This window comes from Sandaracinobacteroides hominis, assembly GCF_016464365.1.
Lineage (GTDB): Bacteria > Pseudomonadota > Alphaproteobacteria > Sphingomonadales > Sphingomonadaceae > Sandaracinobacteroides > Sandaracinobacteroides hominis.
In genome coordinates, this window is record NZ_JADCUC010000006.1 from 145862 (window position 1) to 160234 (window position 14373).

Consider the following 14373-nt stretch of genomic DNA (forward strand, 5'->3'; position numbering starts at 1 on the left):
CGCAACTACCTCCGTCAGTGATCGGCTTTCACTTCCCAATTCTGTCCACGCCGCAGCAGCGCTGCGAAATCAGCCACCTTGGAACTGGCAATCTTCTCGCCCTGCTCCGTCAGCGCCTCGTCAAATGCAACCGCCGGATCGCAATAGATAACACCCTGCGCCACCGGGAATTCGGGGAAGGGCATTTCGATCAGCATCGAGGCGACCGACTTGTTGGTCTCGTCGTGCACCAGCACATCTGTCAGGTCGCCATCGACCACATCGACAACTTCCAGCCGCAGTGTATCGCGGTTCAGTTTCAGTCCTTTGGCGCCATTGTCGTACAGCATGGGCTGGCCATGCTGCAGCCAGATCTGCGTGGTCGCGGCGGTCTTCTTCGCAGTGAACTGCTCGAACACGGCGTCGTTATAGACAACGCAATTCTGATAGATCTCGACAAAACTCGCGCCCTTGTTGGCGTGTGCCCGCTTCAGCACTTCCGGCAGCTGCTTCTGCGCCGTGTCGATGGTGCGCGCGATGAAGCGCGCGCCGGCGCCCAGCGCAAAGGCACAGGGCTTCAGCGGCCGCTCCAGAGAGCCGCCTGGCGAGGTAGGCGAACGCGTGCCCGTCCGCGACGTCGGCGAATATTGCCCCTTGGTCAGGCCATAGATCTCGTTGTTGAACAGCAGGATCTGGATGTCGATGTTGCGCCTGAGCAGGTGCAGCATATGGTTGCCGCCGATCGACAGCCCATCGCCGTCGCCGGTCACCATCCAGACGTCGAGCTTGGGGTTCGCCAGCTTCAGGCCGGTCGCCACCGCCGGCGCACGGCCGTGGATCGTATGGAAGCCATAGGTTTCCATATAATAGGGGAAACGGCTGGAACAGCCGATGCCGGAAACGAATACGGTATTGTGGGGCTCCACGCCCAGCTCCGGCATGGTGCGCTGCACCGCCTTCAGGATGGCATAGTCGCCGCAACCGGGGCACCAGCGCACTTCCTGGTCGGAAGCCCAGTCATCCGGCTTGGTTGCGGGAACGATTCTCGTGATCTCGTTCATAGAAAAAACCCATCTCTAGAGTCGTTTGAAGAGCCGGCTGGCAGCCTCTCTGTCAAAAAATCTGGAACTGTGATCGACGGGTGCGCCGACACATCGCTTCCAATTCTCTTCAAACGTGGAGGCAAAATTCCAAGTCGGGGCATCGAACGCTGAAAGCCTTTGCTGCAATTCGCCAAAAACCCATGGGGCGCACCGTGTGGATCAAACACAACGCCATTACAGAGCGAGCCCATTGGCTGGCCGTCGCTTAAGCGATAGAGGATATTATCGTTCACGAGAGCAATCTGTTCTCCAGCAGCGTCAAAGAGTGCATCCCCAACGATTGAAGCGACAGGTTGGCCGCGCTGCCCATAAACTATGGCCATCAGCCCAGCATCTCCATGATGGCCGCCTCGATTTCCGCAATGCGGAAGGGCTGGCCCGACACCTTGTTCAGCGGCTTCGCGTCCACCAGGAACTGGTCGCGCAGCAGCGTTTTCAGCTGGCCGGTGTTCATCTCCGGCACCAGCAGCTTGTCATAGCTCTTCAGCAGCGCGCCCAGATTGGCCGGCATCGGCCAGATATGGCGGATGTGCACATGGGCCACGTCGTGGCCCTTTGAGCGCACCAGCTCCACCGCCTGCCGGATCGGCCCATAGGTAGAGCCCCAGCCGACGACAACCAGCGGCCCGCTCGGGTTGCCAACCTCCACGCCCTGCGGCGGGATGGAGCGCGCCACGCCGTCCACCTTCGCCTTGCGGGTGTCGGTCATCTTCTGGTGGTTCTCGGCCGAGTAATCGATGTTGCCGCTGTCGTAGCTCTTCTCGATGCCGCCGATGCGGTGCATCAGGCCCGGCGTCCCCGGCTTCACCCACACGCGCTTCAACGTCTCCGGATCGCGCGCATAGGGGTTCAGCTTGGTGACGCCCTCGTCCAGATCTTCCTTGAACTGTACCGTGAACGGCTCGAAATCGCTGGCCTTGGGCACTTTCCACGGCTCGGCTGCATTGGCGATATAGCCGTCGGTCAGCAGCATCACCGGGGTCATATATTCCACCGCGATGCGGCAGGCCTCGATGGCAACCTCGAAACAGTCGGCAGGGCTGCGCGCAGCAATCACCGGCATCGGCGTGTCGCCGTTGCGGCCATAGACCGCCTGATAGAGGTCGGATTGCTCCGTCTTCGTCGGCAGGCCGGTCGAAGGACCACCCCGCTGCGAGTTCACGATCACCAGCGGCAGCTCGGTCATCACTGCCAGGCCCATCGCTTCGGATTTCAGCGCGATACCCGGCCCGGACGAGGAGGTGACGGCAAGGTTCCCCCCATAGGCAGCACCGATCGCAGCGCAGATCGCCGCAATCTCGTCCTCCGCCTGGAAGGTCGTCACGTCGAACTCGCGCAGGCGGGCAAGACTGTGCAGGATCGCCGACGCCGGCGTGATCGGATAGCCGCCGAAGAACATCGGCAGCCCCGACAGCTTGGCGCCAGCCACCAGCCCCAGCGAAATCGCGTCGGCCCCCGTCACCGTGCGGTACAGTCCCGGTTCCGCATCGGCCGGCTGCAGACGGAACTGGGTGATCGGCCCCGCCAGCTCGGCGGTCTCACCATAGGCATGGCCCGCGTTCAGCGCGGCGATGTTCGCCTCGCGCAGCAGCTCGTTGGAGCCGAACTTGATCTTCAGCCAGTCGATGACGGGTGCCCGCTTGCGGCCGAACATCCACAGCGCCAGCCCCAGCGTCCACATATTCTTGCAGCGCAGCGCGTCCTTGTTGCCAAGGCCGAATTCCTTCACGCTCTCCAGCGTCTGCTTCGAAATGTCGAAGGCGAGCAGCTGCCAGGCATCCAGGCTGCCGTCTTCCAGCGGGCTGGTCTCGTACTTTGCCTTCTGCAGGTTGCGGATGCCGAACTCGCCGGTGTCGGCAATGATCAGCCCGCCCTTGCGCAGCGAGGGGAGGTTGGTTTTCAGCGCCGCCGGGTTCATCGCCACCAGCACATCCGGCTGGTCGCCCGCGGTCTCGATCCGGGTCGAGCCGAAATTGATCTGGAATGCCGAAACCCCGAACAGCGTACCCTGCGGGGCGCGGATTTCAGCAGGGAAATCGGGGAAGGTCGCAAGATCGTTGCCGGCGAGCGCGGTGGAGAGCGTGAACTGCCCGCCCGTCAGCTGCATGCCGTCGCCGGAGTCCCCCGCAAAGCGGACGACTACAGATTCCCGGTTCTCGACATTGGGTTTCTTGCTCGCTCCGTTTTCGGATTTGCCTTCATCAGGCGTGCGAACGGCCGTCGCCATCTTTGTGTCGCTTTCAAGTGTTGTCTTTGCGTGACTAGTAGGACTCCGCAAGCCCGGTTCCAACCCGAATCTGCCATGGCTGGCCTTTGTGACAAGCAAACCCAGCTATTCGGCGGCGACATAGTGTCCTGCAAGCGACAGCAGGCTCGCCGCATGGCGTTCGCCCAGGCGCACCACATCGCGGTCATAGCCGCCGCCAAGCGTCACCGCAAACGGCACGCCCGCCCGCAGGCACGCCTCCCGCACCATCCGGTCGCGCGCCTGCAAACCGGCATCCGTCAGCGCCAGCCGCCCCAGCCGATCGTCGACATGCGGGTCGACCCCGGCCTGCACCAGCACGATCTGCGGTCGAGCCACGTCGAACAATCCCGGCAGCTCGGCTGCCAGCACATCCAGATACTCCGCGTCCGCCATTCCATCCGCAAGTTCCACGTCGCGCCCGGACCGCGCCTTGCGCACCGGAAAATTCCGCTCCGCATGCAGGGAGAAGGTGAACGCCGCCGGCCACCCGGCCAGACAAACCGCTGTTCCGTCCCCCTGATGCACGTCCAGGTCCAGGATCAGCAGCCGCTGCACCAGCCCCTCGGCCAGCAACCCGGCGGCCGTCACGGCAAGATCGTTCAGCACGCAATATCCGGCCCCGCCATCGGGCATCGCATGGTGCGAACCGCCGGCCACATTTGCCGCAAACCCGTCCGCCAGCGCCGCCCGCGCCGCCGCCCATGTGCCGCCAACCGACAACCGCGACCGAAGCGAAACCGCAGGCGTTACCGGAAAACCGATCCGCCGCTCGATTTCCTTCGGCACCCCGGCCGCGATCACCGCATCCGCATAGGCTTCCGCATGCACGCGGATCAGCATCTCGCGTGTCGCAATCGCCGGTTCCTCAAACAGCACGCCCGCCCGCGTCAGGGCCTCCCGCGTCGTTTCATACTTCGACATCGGAAAGCTGTGGCCGTCGGGCAACGGCGCCACATAGGCGGGGTGAAAAAAGAAGCGCATCGCGGCAAAAGCCTCCACACGGCGCTTGCATGTCCGTCAAGCCTGCCTTATGGCGCGCCCCTCGCACGGCTTTTCCTCGGTAGCTCAGTGGTAGAGCATCCGACTGTTAATCGGACGGTCGCAGGTTCGAATCCTGCCCGGGGAGCCAGTGCCTTCCGCAACCATGCGACGTCCGTAGCGGCCAGGCTGACGAAATGATTGCCTGACCCACGACCTGCGCGCGGACAGAAAGCTGCATCCCTTCCAGTCCTTTCGCTGTTGCGGTAACACCGCCGTCAATGCCTGTGTGCAGGATGCGCGGCAGCGGCAAAATCCGCCACAGATGGAAAGGGCTTCCATGGGCTATGTCACCACCAGCGACGGCGTCGACATCTTCTTCAAGGACTGGGGCACCGGCCAGCCGATCGTTTTCCATCACGGCTGGCCGCTTTCGGCCGACGATTGGGACACGCAGATGCTGTTCTTCCTGTCGAAGGGCTATCGTGTGGTCGCCCATGATCGGCGCGGCCATGGCCGCTCCAGCCAGGTCGGTACCGGGCACGACATGGATCATTATGCGGCCGACACCGCCGCTGTCGTCGATCATCTGGGCCTTACCAACGCCGTGCACATCGGCCACTCCACCGGCGGTGGACAGGTCGCGCGCTATGTCGCCCGCCATGGCCAGGGCAAGGTGGCCAAGGCCGTGCTGATCGGCGCCGTGCCGCCGCTGATGCTGAAGACCGCCGCCAATCCCGGCGGCCTTCCGATCGAGGTGTTCGATGGCTTCCGCGCCGCCCTGGCCGCCAACCGCGCACAATTCTATCGCGATGTTCCGACGGGCCCGTTCTACGGCTACAACCGCCCCGGTGCCGAGGCGCAGGAGGGGGTCATCGCCAACTGGTGGCGGCAGGGCATGATCGGCGGCGCCAAGGCCCATTACGACGGCATCAAGGCCTTTTCCGAAACCGATTTCACCGAGGACCTGAAGGCAATCGACGTGCCGACGCTGGTGATGCACGGCGACGACGACCAGATTGTCCCGATCGGCGCCTCCGCGCACGAATCGATCAAGCTGCTGAAACACGGCACGCTGAAGGTCTATCCCGGCCTTCCGCACGGCATGTGCACCACCCACGCCGACATCATCAACGCCGACCTTCTGGCCTTCATCCAGTCTTGACGCGAGCCGGCGGACGGGCTTGGCCAAGGCCATGCCTGTCCGCCACCTCTTCGCCACGCCCTTCTATGAAGCCGATCTCGCCGACGACGCCCTGCTCAACGAACTGGCACACAGCTGCCGGGCGCTTGCCGCAGACGATGCCGCCGGCCGCCGCTGGTGCAAGCAACACCGCTATCCGGGCTATACCAGCTATGCCTCGCTGAACGACCTGCCACTGCGCGACCCGGCCTTTGCCGATCTGGCGCGCAAGCTCGCCCCGCACGTTCGCGCCTTCACCCAGGCGGCGCACATGGATCTCGACCGCAAGCTGAAGCTGGACAGCATCTGGGTGAATATCCTGAAGCCCGGCGGCCATCACAGCGGCCACATCCATCCGCTCTCGCTGGTTTCGGGCACCGTCTACGTCGAAGTGCCCGGCGGCGCTTCCCCGCTGCGCCTCGAAGACCCCCGCCTGCCGCTGTTGATGGCCTCGCCGCCGCGCACCCCGGACGCCCCCGAAGAGGCCCGCGCCCATGTCTATGCGCAGCCAAAGGCCGGCAGCATCTTCCTCTGGGAAAGCTGGCTCCGCCACGAGGTGCCCGCCAGCAATGCCAGGGCGGAGCGGATCAGCATCAGCTTCAACTATCGCTAGGCGCGCTGGCTGACGGTCAGTCCAGACTTTGTTCTTGCACCCAATTCCGCACAAGGGCTTAATCCTGCTATAACAAAGGGGATTCGAAGGAGCATGGTCATGCGTGGCTTTTTGGTGGCGGCGTCGGCCGCAGTTGCTTTCACCGCGCCAGCCCATGCCCAGCGCTTCGACGATACCGTCACCCTCAAGGTAGAGGCCTATTTCGCCGGCGTGGACAGTTTCGTGCGTGTCGGCCTGCCCGAACGCCCTGGCACCGGGATCGACATGGAGGATGTGCTCGGTCTTGACGACAGCGCCACCCTCCCTGCCGTCCAGATCGGCTGGCGCGCGAATGACGACTGGGTCTTCAACGCCGAATATTATCGCCTGGGCCGCCGTTCCCAAAAGACGCTGGATCGCGAAATAGTCGTTGGGGATACAACCTATCCGGTCAGCGCGACCGTCGGCGCCGGCTTCGATTCCGACATCTACCGTTTCACCGCAGGCGCGCTGCTGTTCCAGCGGGAGCGGCTGGAATTGGGCATCGCCGCCGGTTTCCACGGCACGAACTTCAAGCTGTTCGTGGAAGGGCAGGGCAGTGTCGGCGAACAGCAGAGCCAGGTTCGCCGCGAAGGTCGCTCCATCTTCGCGCCGCTCCCCACCGTCGGCGCCTTCGGCCAGTGGGAGCCAGCCAATCGTCTCACCATCAGTGGCCGCATCGATTGGCTTTCCCTCGGAATTGACGACTATTCCGGCCGCCTCATCAACACCGAGGCCGCAGCCTCTTACCGCATCCAGAAACACATCGATGTCGGCCTTCTGTATCGCTACGTCGATTACAAGCTGAAGATCGACAAGGACAACTGGAACGGCCGCGTCGCCTACAAGTTCAGCGGCCCGGCAGTCTTCGCCCGCGTCGGCTTCTAGAGCTGCCACTCCAGGTCATTGTTTTTCTGCATGGGTTTCCGATTCAGGTGGGCCCACCTGATCGGAACATGCTCCAGTCACTCCACCACTTCTGCCAGACTTGCGGAGTGCAACTCCGCATGTCACCTTGGCTGGCAAAGGGAACTGCCCTGCAACGACGGGGAAGCGGGAGTGAGAGATATGGAGAGCTTCGACGTCCTGATCGTCGGCGCGGGCCTCAGTGGCATCGGCGCGGCCTGGCATCTGCAGGACAAGTGCAAAGGCAAGAGCTACGCCATTCTGGAGGCCCGCGACGCCATCGGCGGCACCTGGGACCTGTTCCGTTATCCGGGCATCCGCTCCGATTCCGACATGTTCACGCTGGGCTATAACTTCCGCCCCTGGACGGAAAGCAAGGCCATTGCCGACGGCCCCGACATCCGCCGCTATGTGAATGAAACCGCGCGCGAAGCCGGCATCGACAAGAAAATCCGGTTTGGCCACAAGGTCAGCCACGCCAGCTTCGACAGCCATACAGGCCGCTGGACGATCACCGCCAGGACCGCAGATGGCGAACGCACGTTCAGCTGCGGCATGCTGCTGATGGCCGCCGGCTATTACAGCTACGACAATCCCTACAATCCGCATTTCGAGGGCGAGGACAGTTTCAAGGGCACCATCTTCCACGCCCAGCACTGGCCCGAGCAGCTGGACTATAGCGGCAAGCGGATGGTCGTGATCGGCTCTGGCGCCACGGCGGTCACCATCGTCCCCGTCGTCGCGCAAAAGACCGCACACGTCACCATGCTGCAGCGCTCGCCCACCTGGATGGTGTCGCGCCCGGCTACCGACAAGGTCGCCAACTTCTTCCGCAGCGTCCTGCCCGACATGTGGGCCTATAATCTGATCCGCTTCCGCAACGTCGTGATGCAGAATTTCGTCTTCAAGCAGGCGCGCACCAACCCGGCCAAGGTGAATGCGCGGATGACGGAAATGCTGCTGAAGGAAATGCCGGCGGAAACCGTGAACGCCCATTTCCAGCCCAGCTACAATGTCTGGGACCAGCGGCTGTGCCTCGTCCCCGACAGCGATTTCTTCAAGGCGGTGAACGCCGGCAAGGCCGACGTCGTCACCGACCATGTCGACCATTTCGACGAAAAGGGCATCGCCCTGAAATCAGGCAAACGCCTCGACGCCGACATCATCGTCAAGGCAACGGGCCTGCGCCTGCAGGTGCTGGGCGGCGCCACGGTCGACGTCGACGGCCAGGCGGCAACGCCCAACAGCCGCTACGTCTATCGCGGTATGATGCTGGAGGGGATCCCCAACCTCGTCTACGTCTTTGGCTACTTCAATGCCTCGTGGACGCTGCGGGCCGATCTTACCTGCGAATTTGCCTGCCGGCTCATCAACGAAATGGACAAGCGCAAGACGCCCATCGCCATTCCGGTCCGCAACATCGACGTTCAGGACGAGGAGCTGCTCCTCAACTCCGGCTATGTGCAGCGTGCGCTCGATACCCTGCCGCGCCAGTCCAGCACCGATCCCTGGCGCGATACACAGGATTATCTGCGCGACCGCAAGTCGATCCGCAACGACAGCCTTGACGACGGAACGCTCCAGTTCCGACCGCTGGCCACGGCCTCCAGCCCCGTTCTGGCCGAAGCCGCCGAATAGCAAGCGGACGCCGGGGGGCACGCCCCGGCGTCGGCATTTGCCTCAGGCTGCTGCCCGGACCGCGCCCATCTCGGGCATATTGGCGGGCAGCGGGTGCAGCACCGGCGGCGTGCTGTTGCGATAGAGGCTGAACAGCCGCTCGAAATGCTGCGCCGGCGTCGTGATGTGCGTGCGGCGGGCGCCGATGGCAGCAACGCGCAACTGATCCGGATTGCGATTGAGCAGGCGCTGGATTGCATCGGTCGCAGCAGCCGAATTGCCGGGCTCGTACAGTTCCGACCAGGCCGGGTTCGCCGCATCCGTGCAGCCGCCTTCCGAAGGCAGGATCAGCGGAATGCCCGAAGCCAGCCCTTCGCTCGCCACAAGGCCAAAAGTCTCGGCACGACTGCCGTGGATCATCGCATCCGAAGAAGCGAGGATACGCGCCAGCTGTTGCCGGTCGCCGATCTGGCCCAGCAGTTTCACATTGCCGGCAGCGGCGGCCGAACGGTGCACCTTCTCATTGGCAAAGCCGTTGCCGATCTGGATCATGGCGACGCCTTCGTCGCGCAGCGCACCAACGGCATCGAACACCACCGGCCACTGCTTTTCATGGTGGTGGCGGCCAACGCCAACCAGCAGACGGGCCGAAGGCGGCAGGCCGAACTCGGCCAGCATCTGCCGACGCAGCTCGCCATCGCGCTTGGTCGGGTGGAACAGGTCGATATCGACGCCCAGCGGGATCAGGTCAGAGGCGATGTTGCCGTGGCGCTGGATGCGGTTGCCGAACCAGCGCGACCCCACGATCACGCTGCCGAACCGATCAGCCGTCCGCGACAGATAGCGCCAGTACCAGAAGCTCGCCTTGTCCACCGTGTCGGCATGCAGCCAGTCCTGCGTCCACACCTGGAAGTGCGCCGCGATCGGATCGGCGTGCATGAACAGCGCCTTGTGCGCCAGCTTCGCCGCCCGACTTTCCCAGTTGGCAACGATCCAGGCGCCACGGAATGGCGAGGAAGCCTCGACCACATCGGGCTTCAGCTCGTCCAGCAGCTTGTGGACGGGTGCCGCCTTCCAGAAGACGTGATAGCGGGTATCCACCGGAATGGCGGGCGCCTTCACATAGATCACCTGGCCGCCTTCGCGCGCTTCCACCCGGTCTTCCGGTCCGGGGGCGATCACCGTCACCCTGGCACCATTCTGGTGCGCGAACGCCAGCTTGGCGTCGATGTAGGTCTTCACCCCGCCGCCCAGCGGCGCATAGAATTCGGCAACGTCAACGATATGCATGTCTGCCCCTACCGCTTGTCGGTCGTTTGCAGCTCAGCCGCCGGAATCGGCCGGAAACCCAGCCCTCTCAGGTAGTTGAGCGTTACATGAGATTCACTCACCCCGGTCCCGAAGCGCATGGCGACTTCGCTGGCCTTTGGCTTGGAAAGCCCCATCTTCGGGTTGCGGGTGAAGGTTGCGCCATCCTGGCGGAAGTTGAATTTCCGCACGCCTTCCGGCGAGTGGAAGGCGCCCACAGCATAGGTGCCGGCGCCGGGCAGCGGCACGCACACGCGCGCAGCACCGGCGGCGGGCACCGCCACGGTAGCCCGGTAATAGGGCTTCCCCTCGGCCACCAGCTCATGGTGGTTGCGCATGAAATCACCGTCGGTGCCCGGCCACATTTCCACGCGGACGGTGCCTTGGCGGTTCTTGAAGCCATCGATGGTGAGCAGCACCGCGTCCTTGCCCGATCCGGGCGCGCAGGCAGCTGCATCCGGCCCCAGAATCTCGGATCCGGCCACAGCCGGGCCAGCCAGCGCGGCCAGCGCCAGAAGGGAAGCGGAAAGAACGGCTAAACGCGACATGTCAGGCACTCCTCGCAGCAGCGCCGTCGATCGGCATCTGGTGCGATTTCACCGCGTCTCCGCGGCTTTCGATGAAAGAAGCCCCCGCATAGGAAATCACATGGCTTACCAGGTGCAGCGCACCGGCGGCCGCCATCAGCGCTGCCACCTGCGGCGCAGCCCCGCCCGTCAGGCTGACACCGATGGCCGCAAACAGCAGTTCCTTGTTCGGCACGAAGGGCAGGCGGGTCACCACCATGCGCAGCGCGCCCAGCACGATCCAGGTGCCGACATCGACCTCCGGCAGCGCCAGGATCCAGGCCAGCAGCAGCAGCGCCGAACCGGTGATCAGGCGCACACAGTGCAGCAGGAAGATCAGCGTGTTCTCGCGCGCCGACAGGCTCATCACCTTGCGACTGAACAGCAGGATGCCCAGGCTAACGGAAATGACGAAGGCAAAGCCAAAGCCCACCGAGCGCATCGCGCCACCGGTAAAGGCCTGCTCCACGGCCGGGCCACCGCCCAGCGACAGCGCCAGCGCCAGCATCAAGAGCGTCGCCACATTGCCGGCCAGCGCCGACGTGATGGCAACATCCTTCACCGCGGCCAGCGGGCCGGCGCCCACTTCCCGCGCGCCCAGTGCCTTCTTCGCCCACATGAACAGATAGGCGTCGCCGGAATAGCCGAAGATCGCCTCGTTCAGCACGCGCTTCTTGGAAAACACTGCCAGCGCCCGCGGCGTCAGCGGCCACCAGCGACGGAAGATGATGTACTCGGTAACCGGCGTCGCCATGTACGACATCGCCACCAGAACATAGAAGATCGGATTGGACGGCAGCACCGCCGCCACTTCGCGCCAGCCGATGTCGGAAACGGCATGCACCAGATAGAGGAGGATCGCAGCCGACAGGCCAAGCGACAGGATCCGCTTGGTTGTAGCCGAAGGCGCAAGGTTCGCGGAAACCGCCTCCCAGCGCGCCTTCACCTCGGAAAAGAGAGATTCGTTCGTCATCCTGCACTGCGAGCTAAGGGTTGATTGCGACCGGAAAGGGGCAGCAAGGTGCCCGAAACCGGCCACAGTTCGCGGATGCAGCAGAAAATCGCCGGCAATATGGTTAACCCGAGCGCGACAGGCTATGCTGTTCCACCAGCTTGGGAGGGTGAAGATGGGGCCGATCCGCATGGTGGTGCCACAGGCGAAGGCAACCGGCGCCGAGGCTGCCTCGGGGCCTTCCGAAGCGCGCGTGCGCTTCCTCGACGCTTCCGGCAAGCCGGTCGGACGCCCGCGCAAGGTGCCGGTGCCGGCTGCCCAGATGATGGAAGCACCCGCCTCGAACGGCGCCATCCTGCGTGCAGAGGCCGAACCGCAGATCGCCTTCATGACGCGCCTGCCCACAGGTGCCAGCCAGTTTCAGGTCGAACAGCATGGCCGCTCGACCATCCGCGCCGGAATCCGCGAAACCGCCAGCCCGCACCCGAAAAAGCCCGACAGCCGCAAGCGCCTCGGCGGCGCCGATCCCCGCTTCGTGCTCGCCGTGCTCGCCGAACGCTACGACAACGAGGCGGCCTTTCACGCCGATTGCAATCGGATCCTCGCCGCCATCGGCGCCATGCCGCCGTTCACCGAATTCCCCGGCCGCATCGCCATCGAGGCCCTGTTCTGGAAGACCAGCCCTTCGCAGGGCCAGCTCGGCCCGTTGCAGTTCGGGCAGGGCACCGATCTCATCTTCGGCGATCGCCCGCTCGCCGCCGCCTTCCTGAAAAAGGCGGGCATCCATTCCGATCGCTCCATCGTGCTGGTAAACCTGCGCAAGCGCGGCGGCGCCGGCGGCACCGCCGATTTCCCGGCCTGGGTAACCAACGAACCTTCCGCCACCGACCAGTGGGAATCGGTCGCCATCCACGAACTGGGCCACGCCTTCGGCTTGGGAGACGAGTACGACAGCGCCAACCCGCAGGCGCCGCCCGGGATCGAGCCCAACATCAGCGCCAACCCCTCACCAGACGCCGCCCCGTGGAAGCACCTCTGCACAAGCCATGGCCCCGGCCCGACGGCCCACTTCAACAGCGGCGCGCAGCTTCCGGCCAACACCGTCGGCACCTTTCAGGGGGCGCGCTACGAAACGCAGAAATTCTATCGCGCCCAGTTCAGCTGCATGATGCGCTCCACCGCGACACCCTTCTTCTGCGTCCGCTGCCAGGAACTGATCCGCGCCCGACTTGCCTGATCGATCGGCCTGACCAACTGGCCCGAACCAACCACGCACCAGCCCCGACCATTGCGTCCAGCTGAACCAGCTACCTTACAGCGGAATATTGTCGTGCTTCTTCCACGGGTTGCTCAGCTGCTTCGTCCGCAGCTTGCGCAGCCCCACGGCGATGCGCTTGCGGGTGGAGGTCGGCATGATCACTTCGTCGATAAAGCCCATGCTCGCCGCGACGAACGGGTTGGCAAAGCGGGCTTCATATTCCTTCGTCCGCTCGGCGATCTTCTCCGGATCACCGATATCCTTGCGGAAGATGATCTCCACTGCGCCCTTCGCCCCCATCACCGCGATTTCGGCGGTCGGCCAGGCATAGTTCAGGTCGCCGCGCAGATGCTTCGATGCCATCACGTCATAGGCGCCACCATAGGCCTTTCGCGTGATGACGGTGATCTTCGGCACGGTCGCCTCGGCATAGGCGAACAGCAGCTTGGCGCCATGCTTGATGATGCCGTTATGCTCCTGCGCCGTGCCCGGCAGGAAGCCCGGCACGTCCACAAAGGTCAGGATCGGGATCGAAAAGGCATCACAGAAGCGCACAAAACGCGCCGCCTTCTTCGACGAGGCAATATCCAGCACACCCGCCAGCACCATCGGCTGGTTCGCGACGATACCCACCGTATGCCCCTCGATGCGAGCAAAGCCGACGATGATGTTCGCCGCATGCGTCGGCTGCACTTCGAAAAAGTCGCCGTCGTCGACCACCTTCCGGATCAGCTCGTGCATGTCGTAAGGCTTGTTGGCACTCGGCGGCACCAGCGTATCCAGAGACGGAATCAGCCGGTCATAGGGGTCGTCGCTCTCCCGGTGCGGGGCGCCGGCGCGATTGTTCAGCGGCAGAAAGTCGAAGAAATCCCGCGTCCGCAGCAGCGCATCGACATCGTCTTCCATGGCGAGGTCGGAAACGCCGGACTTGGTGGAGTGGGTGATCGCCCCGCCAAGCTCTTCCTGCGTCACGATCTCGTTCGTCACGGTCTTCACGACATCCGGCCCGGTCACGAACATGTAGGAGGAATCCTTCACCATGAAGATGAAGTCCGTCATCGCCGGCGAATAGACCGCGCCACCCGCGCACGGACCCATGATCAGCGAAATCTGCGGCACCACACCAGAGGCCAGAACGTTGCGCTGGAACACCTCGGCATAGCCCGCAAGGCTGGCGACGCCCTCCTGAATCCGCGCCCCGCCTGAGTCGTTCAGCCCGATCACAGGCGCGCCGACCTTCATCGCCATGTCCATGATCTTGCAGATCTTCTGCGCATGTCTTTCCGAGAGCGATCCGCCGAACACCGTAAAATCCTGGCTGAACACAAACACCAGCCGGCCGTTGATCGTGCCAGACCCGGTCACCACGCCATCGCCGGGGATCTTCTGCGCCTGCATCCCGAACTCGACGCAGTTATGCTCGACATACATGTCCAGCTCTTCGAACGAGCCTTCGTCCAGCAGGATGTCCAGCCGCTCCCGCGCCGTCAGCCGGCCCTTGGCGTGCTGCGCCTGGATGCGGGCCTCGCCGCCACCCAGCCGCGCTGCCTCGCGCCGCAGTTCAAGCTCTTCGATCACCTTCAGCATCGGCAAATCCCCATATCTTTCGCAACTGCGGTAGGGACAATTCGCCCTCCTGTCACC

Annotated in this window: 13 protein-coding genes and 1 tRNA gene; 6 read left to right on the plus strand and 8 right to left on the minus strand. The window is 63.9% G+C overall.

Features of this window, described 5'->3' with window-relative positions; all coding sequences use genetic code 11:
- Positions 1–14: 14 nt before the first annotated feature.
- From IM784_RS13395 to IM784_RS13410, 4 genes are all read right to left on the minus strand, one after another.
- Positions 15–1040 carry a 2-oxoacid:ferredoxin oxidoreductase subunit beta gene (locus IM784_RS13395; RefSeq protein WP_199555848.1) on the minus strand — a complete coding sequence of 342 codons (1026 nt, stop codon included), beginning with the start codon at positions 1038–1040 and terminating at the stop codon, positions 15–17.
- Positions 1037–1405, minus strand: a complete 369-nt coding sequence (locus IM784_RS13400; protein ID WP_199555849.1) for a 4-fold beta flower protein — start codon at positions 1403–1405, stop codon at positions 1037–1039. The genes IM784_RS13395 and IM784_RS13400 overlap by 4 nt, the downstream gene beginning before the upstream one ends.
- Positions 1405–3309, minus strand: a complete 1905-nt coding sequence (locus tag IM784_RS13405; RefSeq protein WP_199555850.1) for a 2-oxoacid:acceptor oxidoreductase subunit alpha — start codon at positions 3307–3309, stop codon at positions 1405–1407. The genes IM784_RS13400 and IM784_RS13405 overlap by 1 nt, the downstream gene beginning before the upstream one ends.
- Positions 3310–3414: 105 nt before the next feature.
- A complete protein-coding gene (locus tag IM784_RS13410) occupies positions 3415–4311 on the minus strand; it encodes a histone deacetylase family protein (protein ID WP_199555851.1) in 897 nt (298 codons plus the stop codon).
- A gap of 73 nt (positions 4312–4384) precedes the next feature.
- Between IM784_RS13410 and IM784_RS13415 the strand changes: the two genes are divergently transcribed.
- The 5 genes from IM784_RS13415 (at position 4385) to IM784_RS13435 (ending at position 8666) form a co-directional block, all read left to right on the plus strand.
- Positions 4385–4459 (plus strand) — tRNA-Asn (locus IM784_RS13415).
- 189 nt (positions 4460–4648) lie between these two features.
- On the plus strand, positions 4649–5473 hold the full coding sequence (locus IM784_RS13420; RefSeq protein WP_199555955.1) for an alpha/beta fold hydrolase: 825 nt from the start codon (positions 4649–4651) through the stop codon (positions 5471–5473).
- Positions 5474–5504: 31 nt separating this feature from the next.
- Positions 5505–6104 carry a TIGR02466 family protein gene (locus IM784_RS13425; protein ID WP_199555852.1) on the plus strand — a complete coding sequence of 200 codons (600 nt, stop codon included), beginning with the start codon at positions 5505–5507 and terminating at the stop codon, positions 6102–6104.
- A 99-nt stretch (positions 6105–6203) separates the two neighbouring features.
- Complete coding sequence (locus tag IM784_RS13430; protein ID WP_199555853.1) at positions 6204–7010, plus strand: outer membrane beta-barrel protein; 807 nt, start codon at positions 6204–6206, stop codon at positions 7008–7010.
- Between the two features lie 180 nt (positions 7011–7190).
- Positions 7191–8666, plus strand: a complete 1476-nt coding sequence (locus IM784_RS13435) for a flavin-containing monooxygenase (RefSeq protein WP_199555854.1) — start codon at positions 7191–7193, stop codon at positions 8664–8666.
- Between the two features lie 42 nt (positions 8667–8708).
- Here the strand turns inward: IM784_RS13435 and IM784_RS13440 are convergent, their stop codons facing one another.
- From IM784_RS13440 to IM784_RS13450, 3 genes are read right to left on the minus strand one after another with little or no spacing between them, the layout of a single operon-like run.
- On the minus strand, positions 8709–9935 hold the full coding sequence (locus IM784_RS13440; RefSeq protein ID WP_199555855.1) for a glycosyltransferase: 1227 nt from the start codon (positions 9933–9935) through the stop codon (positions 8709–8711).
- Between the two features lie 8 nt (positions 9936–9943).
- Positions 9944–10501 (minus strand): DUF2141 domain-containing protein, encoded by a 558-nt coding sequence (locus IM784_RS13445; RefSeq protein ID WP_199555856.1) that lies wholly within the window; start codon positions 10499–10501, stop codon positions 9944–9946.
- A gap of 1 nt (position 10502) precedes the next feature.
- A complete protein-coding gene (locus tag IM784_RS13450; protein WP_199555857.1) occupies positions 10503–11492 on the minus strand; it encodes a hypothetical protein in 990 nt (329 codons plus the stop codon).
- Between the two features lie 154 nt (positions 11493–11646).
- Between IM784_RS13450 and IM784_RS13455 the strand changes: the two genes are divergently transcribed.
- The gene (locus tag IM784_RS13455) at positions 11647–12708 is read left to right on the plus strand and encodes a M64 family metallopeptidase (RefSeq protein ID WP_199555858.1); all 1062 of its coding nucleotides are present in this window, start codon (positions 11647–11649) and stop codon (positions 12706–12708) included.
- A gap of 75 nt (positions 12709–12783) precedes the next feature.
- Here IM784_RS13455 and IM784_RS13460 read toward each other — a convergent pair whose 3' ends face one another.
- Positions 12784–14316, minus strand: a complete 1533-nt coding sequence (locus IM784_RS13460) for an acyl-CoA carboxylase subunit beta (RefSeq protein WP_199555859.1) — start codon at positions 14314–14316, stop codon at positions 12784–12786.
- Positions 14317–14373 lie beyond the last annotated feature (57 nt).